Genomic DNA, 17812 nt, shown 5'->3' with positions numbered 1-17812 from the left:
GCAGCCAACGCCAGCCGGACTACTTCACAAAACGGGCACGAAGGCCAGGCTGTGCAGGTGGCCCTGAGGCTCAGCGGCCCGCTTGACGTCCCAGCGATCCAGGCCGCGCTCGCCGGGGTGATCGAGCGCCACGAGATCCTACGCACCGGCTTCGGCGCGGTGCACAGTGCGTACGCCCTGCCGTTCCTGGACCTGAGCCACGAGCCGCGCGCTCAGGCGCCGGAGTCCGTGATCAGAACCATCCTGGCGGAGGAGGCGCTGTCACCCATCGACCTCGCGGCAGGGCCGCCGTTGCGGGCCTGGCTGGTCAGGCTGGAAGCCGAAGAGCACGTGCTCAGCCTGGTCATGCCCCGCCTGGACGCCGACGAGCACTTGGCCGGGGTGCTGTGCCGGGAGCTCGCCGCCCTGTACGAGGCCACTCGCGTCGGCGCCCCGACGCCCGACCCCGACCCCGGCCCTGCCCATGCCCACGGGTCCAGGTGCGCCGAGCCCGAGGTCGTGGACGCGGAGCGGACCGCCGGCTACTGGCGCGACCGGCTGGCGGGCGCGCCCGCCCTGGAACTGACCACCGACCGCCCACGGCCCCCCGCGCCGTCCGGACGCGGCGCGCGGGTGACGTTCGAGGTCGGGCCGCAGGCCGCGGCGCAGCTCGACGCGCTGGCCGCCGACTTGGGGGTCGGAACGCCCGTCGTCGTGCTCGCGGCCTTCGCGACGCTGCTGGGCGGCCACGCCGACCAGGACGACATCGTCATCGGCACGCCACTCGCCGGACCGGCCGGTGGGCTGCCCGACCCCATGCCGCTGCGCGTGGATCTGACCGGCGACCCCCTGTTCACCGAGGTCGTCGAGCGGGTGAGGTCCGGGCTGGACGAAGCCTGTGCGCACCACGGCCTCCCGTTCGACCACCTGGTACGGCTCCTGCGCCGAACCGCCGACCGCAGCCGGCACTCCCTCTTCCAGGCCCGATTCGATGTCGTGCCCAGTTGCGCCTGGTGGAACGGCGACCTGCGGGCCACCGTCGTCTCGGACGGCACCGCCGCGGCCGAGCCCGACGTCGCCCTCGTCCTGCGCGAGCGGCACGAGGGCCTGGCCGGCGACCTGCGCTACCGCGACGACCTGTTCGACGAGGCCACGGTCGAGCGACTGGGCGGTCATCTGGAGAGCCTGCTCACGGCAGTGGCCGCCGACGCGCGACGGCACCTGTCCGAACTGCCGCTCATGAGCTCCGGCGAGCGCCACCGCGTCCTTGTCGAGTGGAACGACACCACCGCCCCGATCGCGCCGGTGAACGGGGTGCACGAGCTGTGCGCCGCCCAGGTGCCACGTTCGCCCGATGCCATCGCCGTCTCCTGCGCCGGCCGGTCGCTGACCTACGCCGAGTTGGAGGCCGAGGCCAATCGCCTGGCACACCACCTCAAGGCGTCCGGCGTCGGGCCCGAGGTCGTGGTCGGCCTGTCGCTGGAGCGTGGCGTCGACATGGTGGTGGCGCTGCTCGCGATCTGGAAGGCCGGCGGCGCCTACCTGCCGCTGGACCCCGACTACCCGGCCGACCGGCTGGCGTACATGCTCTCCGACAGCGGCGCCTCCGTCGTCATCGGCTCCCGCGCCCTGGCCGGGACCTACGCCGACAGCGTCGCCGCCACGGTCTACCTGGACGACCCGGAGACGGCGGCGGCGATCGCCGCCGCGCCCGCGCACGCTCCCGAGGGCGTGACCCACCCCGACCAGCTCGCCTACGTCATCTACACGTCCGGCTCCACAGGTCTGCCCAAGGGCGTCGCGGTCGGCCACCGCGGTGTGGTCAACCGGCTGGTACGGATGCAGGAGACCTATGGGCTCACACCGGACGAGAAGGTGCTGCACAAGACGCCGCTGACCTTCGACGCCTCGGTGTGGGAGCTGTTCTGGCCGCTGTCGGTCGGCGCGCAGCTGGTTGTGGCGGAGCCCGGACGGCACCGCGACCTCGACTACCTCATCGCGCTGCTGGAGTCCGAACGCATCAGCGTCGTGCACTTCGTGCCCTCGCTGTTCAGGCTGTTCGTCTCGCATCCGGCGCTCGGCCCGCTGACCCACCTGCGGCTGCTGTTCTGCAGCGGCGAGGCGCTCGCCGCCGAGGACGTCGCCCGCTTCTACGCCAGGAACGCCACCACCGTGGTCGGCAACCTGTACGGCCCGACGGAGGCCTCGATCGAGGCGTCGTCCGCCCAGTGCGACCGGCCGGGCACCGGCACCGCCTCGCCGCCCATCGGCAGTCCGATCGGCAACGTGACCCTCCACGTCCTGGACAGGTTCCTGCGCCCGGTCCCGGTGGGCGTGCCCGGAGAGCTGTTCATCGGCGGCATCGGCGTGGGGCGCGGCTACGCCGGCCGGCCCGCCCTAACTGCCGAGCGCTTCGTCGCCGACCCCTTCGCCGCGGACGGTTCGCGCTTCTACCGCACCGGCGACCGGGTCAGGTGGCGCCCCGACGGCCAGATCGAGTACCTGGGCCGCGCCGACGACCAGGTCAAGGTCAGGGGAGTGCGGATCGAGCCGGGCGAGATCGAGGCCGCCCTGCTGGCCTTCCCGCAGATCACCGATGCGGTCGTGGTCGCCCTCGGCTCGGCCGGTGATCGGCGGCTCGTGGCCTACGTCGTGGCGGGAGGCGGCACTGGGGAGGCGCTGTCCACCAGCGACCTGCGGACCTTCCTGAGGCGAAGTCTGCCCGTCTATCTCATCCCTTCGGTGTTCGTTGAGCTGCCGGCTCTGCCGCTCAGCCCGAACGGCAAGGTCGACCGCGCCGCCTTGCCCGAGCCGGAGGCCGTACGGCCGGTGCTGTCGGCCCGGTTCCAGACACCGCGCACCCACACCGAGGAGGTGCTGACCGGCCTGTGGTCGGAGATCCTCCGCCTGGAGAGCGTCGGCGTCGGCGACGACTTCTTCGAGCTGGGCGGACACTCGCTGCTGGCCACCCAGGTCGTCTCCCGCATACGCGGGACCTTCGGGATCGAGCTGGACCTGGCCGCACTGTTCGACCACCCCACCATCGAGGCCCTGGCGACGATCGTCGACGGCGCGGCGCCAGGCGTCCTGGCCCCGCCCATCGTGGCGGCGGCCCGCGAAGGGCTGGTGCCGCTGTCGTTCGCGCAGCAGCGGCTCTGGTTCCTCAACCAGCTCGCGCCGCTGTCGCTCGAGTACAACGAGCCGCTCGCACTGCGGCTGCGTGGCGCGCTGGACACGGCGGCGCTGGGCGCGGCCCTGGACACGATCGTCGAGCGGCACGAGGTGCTGCGCACCCGCCTGGTCGCAGTGGACGGCGTCCCGCACCAGGTCGTCGACCCACCGTCCGGGTTCGCCCTAGACCTACTGGACCTCAGCGCCGAACCCGACGCGGCCGCGCGCGCCGAGGAACTGCACAGGGCCGACGTGATCGCGCCGTTCGACCTGGCGGCCGGACCGCTGGTACGCGGACGGCTGATCCGGCTCGGCCCGGAGGACCACGTGCTCAGCCTCGTCATGCACCACGTGGTGTCCGACGAGTGGTCCGTGGGCCTGCTGCGCCGGGAGCTCTCGTTGCTGTACGGCGCCTTCAGCCGGGGCGAGCCGTCGCCGCTGCCGCCGCTGCCGGTGCAGTACGCCGACTTCGCCGTCTGGCAGCGCGCCTGGCTTCAGGGCGAGGTGCTGGAGGGCCAGCTCGGCTACTGGCGCGACCGCCTGGCCGGTGCCCCGGTCCTGAACCTGCCGGCCGACCGGCCCCGCCCGCCCGTACGCTCCTCGGCCGGCGCGGTCGTCGAGTTCGGCGTCGACGCCTCCACGGTGGCACGGCTGCGCGCGGTCACCCGTGACGCCGGCGCCACCATGTTCATGACGATGTTCAGCGCGTACGTCGCCCTGCTGTCCCGCTACTGCGACCAGGACGACATCGTGGTCGGCACCCCGATCGCCAACCGCAACCGCGAGGAGATCGAGGATCTGATCGGGTTCTTCGTCAACACCCTCGCACTGCGCACCGACCTGTCCGGCGACCCCACCTTCACCGAGCTGATCGGCCGGGTCCGCGGCGAGGCGCTGGCCGCGTACGCCCACCAGGACCTGCCGTTCGAGCAGCTCGTCGACGCCCTGGAGACCGACCGCGACCGATCGCGCACGCCGGTGTTCCAAGTGCTGTTCAACTACAACAGGGACGGCGAGGCCGGCGCCGCGCGGGCCGAGCTCGGAGTGTCGGCGGCCGAGCTGCCCGGTGTGACGACCGCCAAGTTCGACCTGCGGATGATCATCGGCGAGGACGGCGACGCGCTGCAGGGCGCGATCGAGTTCAGCACCGACCTGTTCGACCGGCCGACCGTGGAGCGTATGGCCGGTCACCTGCGGGTGTTGCTGGCAGCCGTCTCCCGCGACCCGGACGTCCGGCTGTCGGAACTGCCCCTGCTGGCGCCCGCCGAACGGGACCGGCTCCTGCGCGATTGGAACGACACCGCGGTGCCCGTGCCCGCCGGCGTGGCGCACGAGTGGATCGCCTCCCGCGCGGCCGCCCAGGCCGATACCGCCGCGGTGGTCACCGCCGAGGGCACGCTGACCTACGCGGAGCTGGAGGCACGGGCCAACCGATTCGCCCATTACCTCAAGGCCTCGGGCGTCGGTCCGGAGGTCGTGGTCGGCCTATGTCTGCCGCGTGGCCTCGACCTGATCGTCGCGCTGCTCGGGGTGTGGAAGGCCGGCGGCGCCTACCTCCCGCTGGACCCCGGCCATCCGGCGGAGCGGTTGTCGTACATGCTGGCCGACAGCCGCGCGTCGGTGCTGGTCGGCACCGCCGACTCCCTGGACGTCCTGGCCGTGCGGCGGGCCCTCGTCGTAGTCCTGGACAACCCTGTGACCGCCGCCGCCATCGCCGGGCAGCCGGACACCGACCCCACGGTGCCGACGCTCCCCGCGCAGGCCGCGTACATCATGTACACCTCGGGGTCCACCGGGCAGCCCAAGGGCGTCCAGGTGACGCACGGCGGGCTGGCCGCCTACCTGTGGGGCGTGTCGGACCGCTTCGGGTGGGACACGCCCCGCCGGCGGTACGCACTGCTGCAACCGCTGTCCACCGACTTCGGCAACACCGTGGTGTTCGGCTGCCTGGTGTCCGGCGGCACGTTGTTCGTCCCCGAACCTGACGTGGTGCGCGACCCTGCGCTCCTGCGCGCGTACCTGAGCGAGCACGCCATCGACTACCTGAAGGTCGTCCCCTCCCAGCTCATGGCGCTGACCGCCGCCGACGGGCCCGCGGGGCTGCTGCCCGCCAGGGGTCTGGTGCTGGGCGGCGAGGCCTCACCGTCGCGGTGGGCGCGCGAACTCCTCGAGGCCGCGGGCGAGCGGACCGTCACCAACCACTACGGCCCGACCGAGACCACGATCGGCGTGGCCACCACTGTGCTGGACGCCGAGCAGCTGGCCGGGGTGGAGAGCGCGCCGATCGGCGGCCCCCTGCCCAACGCCCGGCTGTACGTGCTGGACCGGCACCTGGCCCCAGTGCCCGTGGGCGTGCCGGGCGAACTGTTCGTCGGCGGCCTCGGGGTCGCGCGCGGGTACGGCGGACGCCCGGCGCTGACGGCCGAGCGGTTCGTGGCCGACCCGTTCAGCGACGACGGCTCCCGCCTGTACCGCACCGGAGACCGGGTCCGGTGGCGCGCCGACGGCCGCCTGGAGTTCCTCGGCCGCGTCGATCACCAGGTGAAGATCCGCGGGTTCCGCGTCGAGCCGGGCGAGATCGAGTCCGCGCTGCGCTTCCACCCGGCCGTCGCCGCCGCGGCCGTCCTCGCGCGCGAAGACGGCGGGACAGCGGGGGAGCGCCGACTGGTCGCCTACCTGGTACCCGACGACCTCGAAGAGGGCCTCCCCCCAGCCGGCGACCTGCGCGCCTTCCTCCTCAGGTCCCTGCCCGAGCACCTCGTCCCGGCCGCCTTCGTCGAGCTCGCGGCCCTGCCGCTGACCTCCAACGGCAAGCTCGATCGCGCCGCCCTGACCGCCCCAGAAGGCACCCGCCCCGAGCTGGCCTCGGCGTTCGCCGCTCCCCGCACTCCGACCGAGCAGGCCCTGGCCGCCATCTGGTGCGAGGTCCTCGGCCTGGAACAGGTCGGGACCGCGGACAACTTCTTCGAGCTGGGCGGCCACTCGCTGCTGGCCACCCAGGTGGTCTCCCGGATCCGCGCCGCACTCGACGTCGAGGTGCCTCTGGCGACGCTGTTCGACCACCCCACCGTCGGGGATCTGGGCGCGGTCGTCGACGAGATCGCCCCGGCGCAGCTCGCGCCGCCGGTCGTGCCGGTGGAACGCGATCGGCCGCTGCCGCTGTCGTTCGCGCAGCAGCGGTTGTGGTTCCTCGACCAGCTCGAACCCGGCTCGACCGAGTACAACAACCCCCTGGCGCTGCGCCTGCGCGGCCCCCTGGACGTGGCGGCGCTGAGCGCCGCGCTCGACGCGATCGTCGAGCGGCACGAAGTGCTGCGTACCCGGTTCGTCGCCGTCGACGGCATCCCTCACCAGATCGTCGACCCGCCCACCGGATTCGGGCTCGGCTTCACCGACCTCACCGCCGGCCCCGGCGCGGAGGCCGCGGTCGAGGAGCTGGTCACCGCCGACGCGCTGACCCCCTTCGACCTGGCCGCCGGACCGCTGTTCCGCGGCCGGCTGTTCCGCCTCGGCGCCGACGACCACGTGCTCAGCCTGTGCATGCACCACGTGGTGTCGGACGAGTGGTCGGCTCTGGTGACCCGGGACGAGCTGTCGGTGCTGTACGACGCCTTCAGCCGGGGCGAGCCTTCACCGCTGCCGCCGCTGCCGGTGCAGTACGCCGACTTCGCCGTCTGGCAGCGCGAGCGGTTGCGCGGCGACTTCCTCGACGGCCAGCTCGGCTACTGGCGCGAACGGCTGGCCGGGGCACCGCCGCTGGAGCTGCCCACGGACCGCCCCCGCCCGCCCGTACGGTCCAGCGCCGGCGCCCTGGTCGACCTGTCCGTCGGCGAGGCCACCGTCACCGCCCTGCGCGAGCTCAGCCGCCAGAGCGGGGCGACGATGTTCATGACGCTGCTGTCGGCGCTCACCGTCCTGCTGGGCCGGTACGCCGACCAGGACGACGTGGTGGTGGGCACCCCGATCGCCAACCGGACGAGGGCCGAGACCGAGGGACTGATCGGCTTCTTCGTCAACACGCTGGTGCTGCGTACCGACCTGTCGGGCGATCCCACGTTCGCCGAGGTCGTGTCGCGGGTCCGGCAGGAGGCGCTGGGCGCCTACGCTCACCAGGACATGCCGTTCGAGCAGCTCGTGGAGGCCCTCCACCTGGAACGGGACCTCAGCCGCTCGCCCCTGTTCCAGGTCCTGTTCGGCGTCGAGCGGGTGCGTGACGACGACCGCCTGACCTTCACCGGCCTCACCGGCGAGCCGTTCCCCGTGGGCGCGGTCGAGGCGAGGTTCGACCTGACCGTCGCGCTGGGCGAACAGGACGACGCGATCACCGGCACCCTCCTGTACAGCACCGAGCTGTTCGATCACGCCACGATGGAACGCCTTGCACGCCACCTCGTCGACGTGCTGGACATGGTGGCGGCCCATCCGCATCGCCGCCTTTCGGAACTGCCCCTGGCCAACGACGACGAACGCCGCCTGGTCGAGATCGAGTGGAACCGGACCGCCACGCCCCTGCCCGAGGTGGGCGGCGTGCACGAGCTGGTCGCGGCCAGGGCCGCCGAACGGCCGACGGCCACCGCGGTGACGTACGGCGAGCGGTCGCTGACCTACGCCGAGCTGGACGCCCAGGCCAACCGGCTGGCCCACCATCTGCGCAGTGTGGGAGTGGGACCGGAGACGGTCGTGGGGCTGTATCTGCCGCGCGACCTCGACCTGATCGTCATGATGCTCGCCGTGCTCAAGGCCGGCGGCGCGTACCTCCCCCTCGACACCACCCACCCGGCCGACCGCATCGCCATGATGATCGCCGACAGCCGCGCGTCGGTGCTGGTCGGCATGAGCGATGACCTCGACGAGCTGCTGGTGGGGCGGGTCCGGCTGGTGGCACTGGACGACGCCGCCACGGTCGCTGCCGTGGCGGCGGCGCCCGCCCAGGCCCCCGAGGCGGCCGTCCACCCCGGCGGGCTCGCGTACGTGATCTACACCTCCGGGTCGACGGGCCGGCCCAAGGGCATCGCCGTGACCCACCGCGACATCGTGTCGCTGGTCACGGCCGGCGACTACGTGACGCTGCGCGCCGACGACGTGGTGGCGCAGGCGTCGACCACGACGTTCGACGCGGCCACGTTCGAGGTGTGGGGGGCCCTGACGTCAGGCGCGGCCCTGGCCGGGATCGACAAAGACGTGCTGCTGTCGCCCGCGCGGCTGTCCGAGCAGATCAGGCAGGCCGGCGTCACCACCATGTTCCTCACCACCGCGCTGTTCAACCGCCTGGCGAGCGAGACCCCCGAGGCGTTCGGCGGCCTGCGGAACCTGCTGTTCGGCGGCGAGGCGGTCGACCCGTCGAGTGTCCGGCGGGTGCTCGAACACGGCCGGCCCGAACGCCTCCTGCACGTGTACGGGCCGACCGAGACGACGACGTACGCGACCTGGCACCTGGTGGAGCGGGCGGGCACCGGGCCGGTGCCGATCGGCGGCCCGCTGGCGAACATGCGCGCCCTGGTCCTCGACCGGCACCTGCGCCCGCTCCCCGTGGGAGTGGCGGGCGAGCTGTTCCTGGGCGGCGTGGGCGTGGCGCGTGGCTACTCCGGCCGCCCGGAGCTGACGGCCGAGCGGTTCGTAGCCGACCCGTTCGCCGGCGACGGCTCCCGCCTGTACCGCACCGGCGACCGGGTGCGATGGCTGCCCGAAGGTGCGATCGAGTTCCTCGGCAGGGTGGACGAGCAGGTCAAAGTACGGGGCTTCCGCATCGAACCTGGCGAGATCGAGGCCGCCCTGCTCGCGCACCCGCGACTCGCGGCGGCTCTCGTCGTGGCCCGCGAGGACGGCGCCGACCGCCGCCTGGTCGGTTACGTGGTGCCGGCAGACCTGACCGAAGGCGCTCCCTCCACCGGAGAGCTGCGCACCTTCCTGCGCATGACGCTGCCCGACTACCTGGTGCCCTCGGCGTTCGTCGAGCTCACCACCTTCCCGCTGAACGCCAACGGGAAGATCGACCGTGCCGTGCTCCCCGCACCGGACAACAGCCGCCCCGACCTGGGCGAGGAGTTCGTCGCCCCCCGCTCGGCCACCGAGGAGATCCTTGCCGGAGTGTGGGCCGAGGTGCTCGGCCTGGAACGCGTGGGTGTCACCGACAGCTTCTTCGACCTGGGCGGCCACTCGCTGATCGCCACGCAGGTCACCTCACGCGTACGCGCCGCCTTCGGGGTGGAGATCGCGCTCGCCACCCTCTTCGACCACCCGACGGTCGCCGGGCTGGCCGAGGTGATCGACGTCGCGGCTCCCGGACACCTGGCGCCGCCCATCGTGCCCGTCGGCCGCGACAAGCCGCTCCCGCTGTCGTTCGCGCAGCAGCGGCTGTGGTTCCTGGACCAGCTGGAGCCCGGCTCGGTGGAGTACAACGTGCCGCTCGCCCTCCGCCTGCGTGGACCCCTTGACGCCCTCGCGCTCGAAGCCGCCCTCGACGCCATCGTGGAGCGGCACGAAGTGTTGCGCACCCGCCTGGTCGGCCGCGAGGGCGTCGCGTACCAGAGCGCCGACCCGCCGGGCGGCTTCGGCCTGGTCGTCACCGACCTCACCGGCGAACCCGACGCACTCGACCGGGCCAAGGCCCTGGTCGCCGTCGACGCGGCGACGCCGTTCGACCTGGCAGCGGGGCCCGTCGTGCGCGGCCGGCTGGTCCGGCTGGCCTCCGACGACCATGTCCTCAGCCTGGTGCTCCACCACGTCGTCTCGGATGAGTGGTCCGGCGGGGTGCTGCGCCGGGAGCTGTCGGCGCTGTACGAGTCGTTCACGCAGGGGGAGCCGTCGCCGTTGGCGCCGTTGCCGGTGCAGTATGCCGATTTCGCGGTCTGGCAGCGTGCGTGGTTGCAGGGGGAGGTGCTGGAGGGTCAGCTCGGCTACTGGCGTGAGCGGCTGGCCGGTGCTCCCGTGCTGGACCTGCCCACCGACCGGCCTCGTCCAGCCGTGCGGTCCACGGCCGGCGCCCTCGTCGACTTCGAGATCCCGAGGGAGGCCGCCGCCGCTCTGCAAGCCATGAGCCGGGACGCGGGGGCGACGATGTTCATGACGCTGCTGGCCGCCTTCAGCGTGCTCTTGGGCAAGTACGCGGGTCAGGACGACGTGGTGGTGGGCACGCCGATCGCCAACCGCAACCGGGCCGAGACCGAGGACCTGATCGGCTTCTTCGTCAACACCCTGGTGATGCGTACCGACCTGTCCGGCGACCCGACCTTCGCCGACATCGTCGCCCGTGTCCGTCAGGAGGCGCTCAACGGGTACGCCCATCAGGACGTGCCGTTCGAGCAGCTGGTCGACGCCCTGCAGCCGGAGCGCGACCGCAGCCGCACGCCGTTGTTCCAGGTGTTCTTCAACCACCTCGGCGTCGCCGACCGCCCCGGGGGCGACTCCGGTCTCACCGGTGAGGTCCTGCGCTCGCCGCACACGACCTCCAAGTTCGACCTCACCCTCTTCACCAGCGCCGGTGCCGATGGCATCACTGGGACGCTCGAGTACAGCACCGCGCTGTTCGACCGGTCGACGGTGGAGCGCTTCGCGGGTCATCTGGTGCGGCTGCTGGGTGTGGTGGCGGCTGACCCGGGTGTGTCGTTGTCGGAGATTTCGCTGCTGGGTGGGGAGGAGCGGTTTGGGGAGTGGAACGACACCGGGGTGGGTGTGCCTGGTGTGGGTGGGGTGCATGAGTTGTTCGCTCGGTGGGTGGCGGAGGCTCCGGATGTGGTGGCGGTGGTGGCTGGTGGGGGGTCGCTGACTTACGCCGAGTTGGAGGTGCGGGCGAATCGGCTGGCTAATCATTTGCGTGTGTTGGGGGTGGGTTCGGAGTCGGTGGTGGGGGTGTGTCTGCCGCGGGGTCTGGACTTCTTGGTGGCGTTGCTGGGTGTGTGGAAGGCGGGCGGCGCGTACCTGCCTCTCGACCCCGGCTATCCGGTGGAGCGGCTGGACTGGTTGCTGGCTGATAGTGGCGCTTGTCTGGTGATCGGGCAGGGTGGTTTGTCGCTGGATGATCCGGCGGTGGTCCAGGCGTCGGGTGTGGCGCCGGTGGTGGAGACACATGCTGATCAGTTGGCGTATGTGATTTATACGTCGGGGTCGACGGGGTGGCCGAAGGGGGTGTTGTCGGCTCATGCAGGTTTGGTGAATCGGCTGGCGTGGATGCAGGACGCCTACGGGCTGGCCGTGGGTGAGCGGGTGTTGCATAAGACGGCGGCGACGTTTGATGTGTCGTTGTGGGAGTTGGTGTGGCCGCTGACGGTCGGGGCGACGGTGGTGGTGGCTGAGCCGGGCCGGTCGGGGGATGTCGGTTACCTGGCGGGGTTGTTGGCCCGGGAGCGGGTTGGTGTGGTGCATTTCGTGCCGTCGATGTTGCGGGAGTTTGTGCGGGAGTGTCCGGTGCTGCCGGATGTGCGGTTGGTGGTGTGTAGTGGGGAGGCGCTGGACGGCCGGGATGTGGCGCGGTTGCGTGCGGTGAACCCGGGCGTGGTGGTGGAGAACTTGTACGGGCCGACCGAGGCCTCGATCGACGTGTCGCGGTGGACGTGTGGGGGTGAGGAGCGGCCGCCGATCGGTGCGCCGATCGCGAACATGCGGCTGCATGTGCTGGATGGTCATCTGCGGCCGGTCCCGGTGGGGGTGGCGGGGGAGTTGTATCTGGCCGGGGTTGGTCTGGCGCGCGGCTATGGCGGCCGGCCGGAGTTGACCGCGGAGCGGTTCGTGGCTGATCCGTTCGCGGGGGATGGCTCGCGGTTGTATCGCACGGGGGATCGGGCTCGGTGGCGGGCTGATGGGGTGGTGGAGTATCTGGGCCGGATCGACCATCAGGTCAAGGTCCGCGGGTTCCGGATCGAGCCGGGCGAGATCGAAACCGCCCTGCTGGCTCACCCCGCGATCGCCTCCGCCGTCGTAGTCGCACGGGAGGACGGCGGCCATCGCAGGCTGGTGGCCTATCTCGTGGCGAGCGACGTCGCCGTCGGTGTGCCAACCCCCGGCGAGCTGCGCACCTTCCTGGCTGCCACGCTGCCGGACTACATGATCCCCGCCCTGTTCGTGGAGTTGGCGTCGTTCCCGCTCAGCCCCAACGGCAAGCTGGACCGAGCCGCACTACCCGCCCCGGACACGGCGCAGCCCGATCCCACGCAACCGTACGCCGCCCCGCGCACCGAGGCCGAGCTGGTGTTGAGCGAGGTGTGGGCCGAGGTGCTCGGGCTGGAGCGGGTCGGCACGTCCGACAACTTCTTCGAGCTGGGCGGCGACTCGATCATCAGCATCCAGGTGGTGGCGCGGGCGAGGCTGCGCGGCGTCCACGTGACCCCCGGCCAGTTGTTCGAGCACCAGACGGTGGCCGAGCTCGCCTCGGTCGCCCGGCAGACCTCTTTCGTGGAGGCTGAGCAGGGGATTGTGACCGGAGAGGTCCGGCTCACGCCGATCCAGCGGGCGTTCGTCGAGCGCCGGCTGCCCGAGCGCGACCACTACAACCAGTCGCTCCTGCTGGAGATCGAACCCCGCGTCGAGGCCGCGCCGCTGCGGGTGGCGCTGGCCGCACTGCTGGAGCACCACGACGCGCTGCGCCTGCGGCTCACCGGCGACGGGACGCAGGCCCGGCAGCACATCGAGACGGCCGAACCGGCCGACGTGCTCACCATCGTCGAGCTGACGGAGCCGGACGAGGCCGCGGAGCGAGAGCGGATGACAGCCGCCGCCATCGCCGCGCAGCAGAGCCTGAGCCTCGAGCACGGCCCGCTGCTCCGCGCCGTGCTCTTCGAACGGGCCGAGCCCGGCGATGACCGGCAGACCGAGCGGAGCCAGGCGCTGCTTCTGGTCGTCCACCACCTCGCCGTGGACGGCGTCTCCTGGCGGATCCTCACCGAGGACCTCGAATCCGCCTACGAACAGGCAGCGCGTGGAACCCCCATCCGGCTCGCCGCCAAGACCACCTCCTTCCAGCGCTGGGCCGAGCGGCTGAGCGAGCTGGCCGAATCTCCGGAACTCGCCGCCGAGGCCGGATACTGGCTCGCGGCCGGCGGGCTCGGTGCGCCCCTTCCCCGCGACCACGCCGACGGGGACAACGATCTCTCCTCGGCCCGCACGGTGCACAGGCAACTGACCACGCGGCAGACCTCCCGGCTCCTGCACGAGGTGCCCGGCGCCTACCGCACGCAGATCAACGATGTGTTGCTGACCGCCCTCGGCCTCGTGGTCGCCGAATGGACCGGCGAGCCCACCGTGTCGGTCGACCTCGAAGGCCACGGCCGAGAGGACGTCGGACCCGGCTTCGATGTCTCCCGCACGGTCGGCTGGTTCACCACGCTGTACCCGGTGGTCATCCCCCTGCGGGGTTATCTCCAGGACCCCGGCGCGGCGCTCAAGCAGACCAAGGAGCAGCTCAAACGAGTGCCCCGCAGAGGATTCGGCCACGGCCTGCTCCGCCACCTGGCCGGCGGTGACGTCGCAGGAACGCTCGCCGCCATGCCCGCGCCGGAGATCAGCCTCAACTACCTGGGCCAGATCGACATGGGCGCCACCAGCCAGAGCAGGTTCCGCCGAACCAACGGCTCTCTGGCCCCAGACCGCGCGGCACGCGGACCGCGCGGCCACCTCGTCGAGCTCGACTGCCGGGTCGCGAATGGACGGCTGGAGCTCGGCTGGACCTACTCCGAACAGGTACACGAGCCCACCACCATCGAACGGCTCGCACGGCGCTACCAGGAGGTGCTCGAGCAGGTGATCGACCACTGCTGCAGCCCGGGAGCCGGCGGCTACACCCCGTCGGATTTCCCGCTGGCCGATCTCGATCAGGCCCAGCTCGACCTCATCCAGCAACGGCTCGGCTTCTCCCCACCACAGGGCCAGACCCCGGCCGGCGGCGCCGCAGAGTTCCCGGGGCGATCATGACCGCCACGCCCCGGCCGGGCGCCGGACAGCAGCCGCGCAGCATCGAGGACATCTACCCCCTCACTGCCCTGCAGCAGGGCATGCTCTTCCACACCCGGCTCACCCCGAACAGCGGGATGTACTGGGTGCAGAACGCCCTGCTCGTCGAAGGGCACCTGGACCTCGACTCGTTCGTACGTGCCTGGGAGCTGATGTTCGCCCGGCATCCCGTGCTCAGGAGCACCGTGGTAGCCGAGGGCGTCCCGACACCAGTGTCGGTCATCTCCCTATCGGTGCCGCTGCCACTGGAGGTGCTGGACTGGCGGGGCCTCGACGAGGCAGAGCAGGCCACGGCGGTGGAAGAGCTCATCCAGCGCGACCGGGCCAGGGGCGCTGATTTCGACCGGCCCACACTCGTGCGCGTCACGCTGATCCGGTTGGCGGAGGATCGGCACCAACTGGTGCTGGGCTACCACCACCTCGTCATGGACGGCTGGAGCGTCTCCATCCTGCTGGGCGAACTGGTCGAGGCCTACCACGCCTACCACGGGGGCACCGCACCCCAGCTGCCCCATCGCCGGCCGTTCCGCGACTACGTCGCCTGGCTCGGCCGACGCGACCGGAGTCAGGAAGAGGCGTACTGGCGCGACCGCCTGAGCGGCGTCACGACCGCCACCTCCCTGGGCATCGAACGGAACACGGGAGAGCAGGGCTACCGAACCCACCGCGTACGGCTCTCACCGGAGACCACGGCCGCCTTGGCGGAGGTCGCCCGCCGGCACCGGCTCACCATCAACACCGTGGTGCAGGGTGCGTGGGCACTGACCCTGTCGGCCTACAGCGGCGAGGACGACGTCGTGTTCGGGGTGACCACCTCCGGGCGCACCGAGGAACTCGACGGCGTGGAGTCGATGATCGGCCTGTTCATCAACACCACCCCGGCCCGGGTCCGCGTCGACGACGATCTCCCCCTCACCGAGTGGCTGGCCCGCCTGCAGGCCGACCAGGTCGCCGCCCGACGCCACGAGCACACGCCGCTTCTCGACGTGCAATCGTGGAGCGAGGTGCCAGCGGGCCGGCCGCTGTTCGACAGCCTCTTCGTCTTCGAGAACGTGCCCGACGGCCGGGTCCTCCAGGACGGGCTGCGGCTGACGGACAACCTGTCGAGGGAACAGTCGAACTACCCCCTCACCGCCATCGCCTCACCCGGGCATCGGCTCACCGTCGGCATCACCTACGACTGCGGCCGGTTCGACGCCGTGGCCGTGGAAGCGATGGCCGACCACCTGACGGGACTACTGGGTGCGATCGCTGAGGATCCGGGGCGGCGGTTGTCGGAGATTTCGCTGCTGGGTGGGGAGGAGCGGTTTGGGGAGTGGAACGACACCGGGGTGGGTGTGCCTGGTGTGGGTGGGGTGCATGAGTTGTTCGCCCGGTGGGTGGCGGAGGCTCCGGATGTGGTGGCGGTGGTGGCTGGTGAGGGGTCGCTGACCTACGCCGAGTTGGAGGTGCGGGCCAATCGGCTGGCTAATCATTTGCGTGTGTTGGGGGTGGGTCCGGAGTCGGTGGTGGGGGTGTGTCTGCCGCGGGGGCTGGACTTCATGGTGGCGCTGCTGGGCGTATGGAAGGCGGGCGGCGCCTATCTACCGCTAGACCCCGGCTATCCGGTGGAGCGGCTGGACTGGTTGCTGGCTGATAGTGGCGCTTGCCTGGTGATCGGGCAGGGTGGGTTGTCGCTGGATGATCCGGCGGTGGCTGGGGCGTCGGGTGTGGCGCCGGTGGTGGAGACACATGCTGATCAGTTGGCGTATGTGATTTATACGTCGGGGTCGACGGGGTGGCCGAAGGGGGTGTTGTCGGCTCATGCAGGTTTGGTGAATCGGCTGGCGTGGATGCAGGACGCCTACCGGCTGGCCGTGGGTGAGCGGGTGTTGCATAAGACGGCGGCGACGTTTGATGTGTCGTTGTGGGAGTTGGTGTGGCCGCTGACCGTCGGGGCGACGGTGGTGGTGGCTGAGCCGGGCCGGTCGGGGGATGTCGGTTACCTGGCGGGGTTGTTGGCCCGGGAGCGGGTTGGTGTGGTGCATTTCGTGCCGTCGATGTTGCGGGAGTTTGTGCGGGAGTGTCCGGTGCTGCCGGATGTGCGGTTGGTGGTGTGTAGTGGGGAGGCGCTGGACGGCCGGGATGTGGCGCGGTTGCTTGCGGTGAACCCGGGCGTGGTGGTGGAGAACTTGTACGGGCCGACCGAGGCCTCGATCGACGTGTCGCGGTGGACGTGTGGGGGTGAGGAGCGGCCGCCGATCGGTGCGCCGATCGCGAACATGCGGCTGCATGTGCTGGATGGTCATCTGCGGCCGGTCCCGGTGGGGGTGGCGGGGGAGTTGTATCTGGCCGGGGTTGGTCTGGCGCGCGGCTATGGCGGCCGGCCGGAGTTGACGGCCGAGCGGTTCGTGGCTGATCCGTTCGCGGGGGATGGCTCGCGGTTGTATCGCACGGGGGATCGGGCTCGGTGGCGGGCTGATGGGGTGGTGGAGTATCTGGGCCGGATCGACCATCAGGTCAAGGTCCGCGGGTTCCGGATCGAGCCGGGAGAGATCGAAACCGCCCTGCTCACCCACCCGGCGATCGGCTCTGCTGTGGTGGTTGCTGATGATCGGCAGCGGCTGATCGGCTATCTCGTGGCGAGTGATGTCGCTGTCGGTGTGCCAACCCCCGGTGAGCTGCGCGCGTTCCTGGCTGTCACGTTGCCGGATTACATGATCCCCGCGCTGTTCGTGGAGTTGGCGTCGTTCCCGCTGAGTGTCAATGGCAAGTTGGATCGGGCCGCGCTGCCGGCCCCTGACGGCGCCGGGTTGTTGTCGGCGGGGCAGTCTTCCGGTTTCCGTTCGCCGGTGGAGGAGATGCTGGCCGGGGTCTGGGCGCAGGTGCTCGGGTTGGATCGGGTCGGTGTGGAGGATGATTTCTTCGAGTTGGGTGGGCATTCGCTGCTGGCGACGCAGGTGATGTCGCGGGTGCGGGCGGTGTTCGAGGTTGAGGTGCCGTTGGCGGCGTTGTTCGAGCATCGCACGGTGGCGGGGTTGGCTCGGGTGGTGGAGGGGTCGGCTCGGGGCAGGCTGGCCCCGCCGATCGTCGCGACGCGGCGCGAAGGGCCGCTGCCGCTGTCGTTCGCACAACAGCGACTGTGGTTCCTCGACCAGCTCGAACCCGGGTCCACCGAGTACCACCTGCCCATGGCCATGCAGTTGGCCGGCCGGCTCGACCCGGGCGCTCTGAGCGCGGCGCTCGACCTCGTGGTGGAGCGGCACGAGGTGCTGCGCACCCGTCTGCTCAGCGTCGACGGCGTCGGCATGCAGGTGATCGACCCTCCCTCCGGAGCCGGCCTGACCCTGATGGACCTCGGTGACGAGCCGGACCCCCTGGCCCGCGCGGAGGCGATCATCGCGGCGGACGCGCGGACCCCGTTCGACCTCGCGACCGGTCCGCTGCTCCGCGCCCGGCTGATCCGGTTGGGGCCGGACGACCATGTGCTGAGCCTGTGTATGCACCATGTGGTCTCCGACGAGTGGTCCGCCGGCGTGCTCCGCCACGAGCTGGTGGTGGCGTACGAGGCCTTCACCCGCGGTGACGCCTGCCCGCTGCCACCGCCCCCGGTACAGTACGCCGACTTCGCGATCTGGCAGCGCCAATGGCTGCGCGGGGACGTCCTGGACGGGCAGCTCGCGTACTGGAAGGGAAGGCTGGCCGGAGCGCCGCCGCTGGAGCTGCCCACAGACCGGCCACG

The 17812-nt window shown here is 71.3% G+C and carries 2 protein-coding genes (1 of these 2 cut by a window edge); both read left to right on the top strand.

Going from position 1 to position 17812, the window contains the following annotated elements:
• Window positions 1-51: 51 nt before the first annotated feature.
• Entirely contained in the window at window positions 52-14052 is a 14001-nt protein-coding gene (locus ACQPWU_RS29740; protein ID WP_433445030.1) for a non-ribosomal peptide synthase/polyketide synthase, read from the top strand.
• Window positions 14049-17812 carry the beginning of a non-ribosomal peptide synthase/polyketide synthase gene (locus ACQPWU_RS29735; protein ID WP_433445029.1) on the top strand. Its footprint extends 15217 nt past the window's final position, so 3764 of the gene's 18981 nt are visible here — the first part of the coding sequence; its start codon is at window positions 14049-14051; its stop codon lies beyond the right edge, outside the window. Before ACQPWU_RS29740 ends, ACQPWU_RS29735 begins: the two co-directional genes overlap by 4 nt.

The organism is Nonomuraea sp. CA-141351, from assembly GCF_050944675.1.
GTDB lineage: Bacteria > Actinomycetota > Actinomycetes > Streptosporangiales > Streptosporangiaceae > Nonomuraea.
Note: the sequence above shows the minus strand (reverse complement) of the source record. Positions and strands in the feature narration are given on the sequence as shown.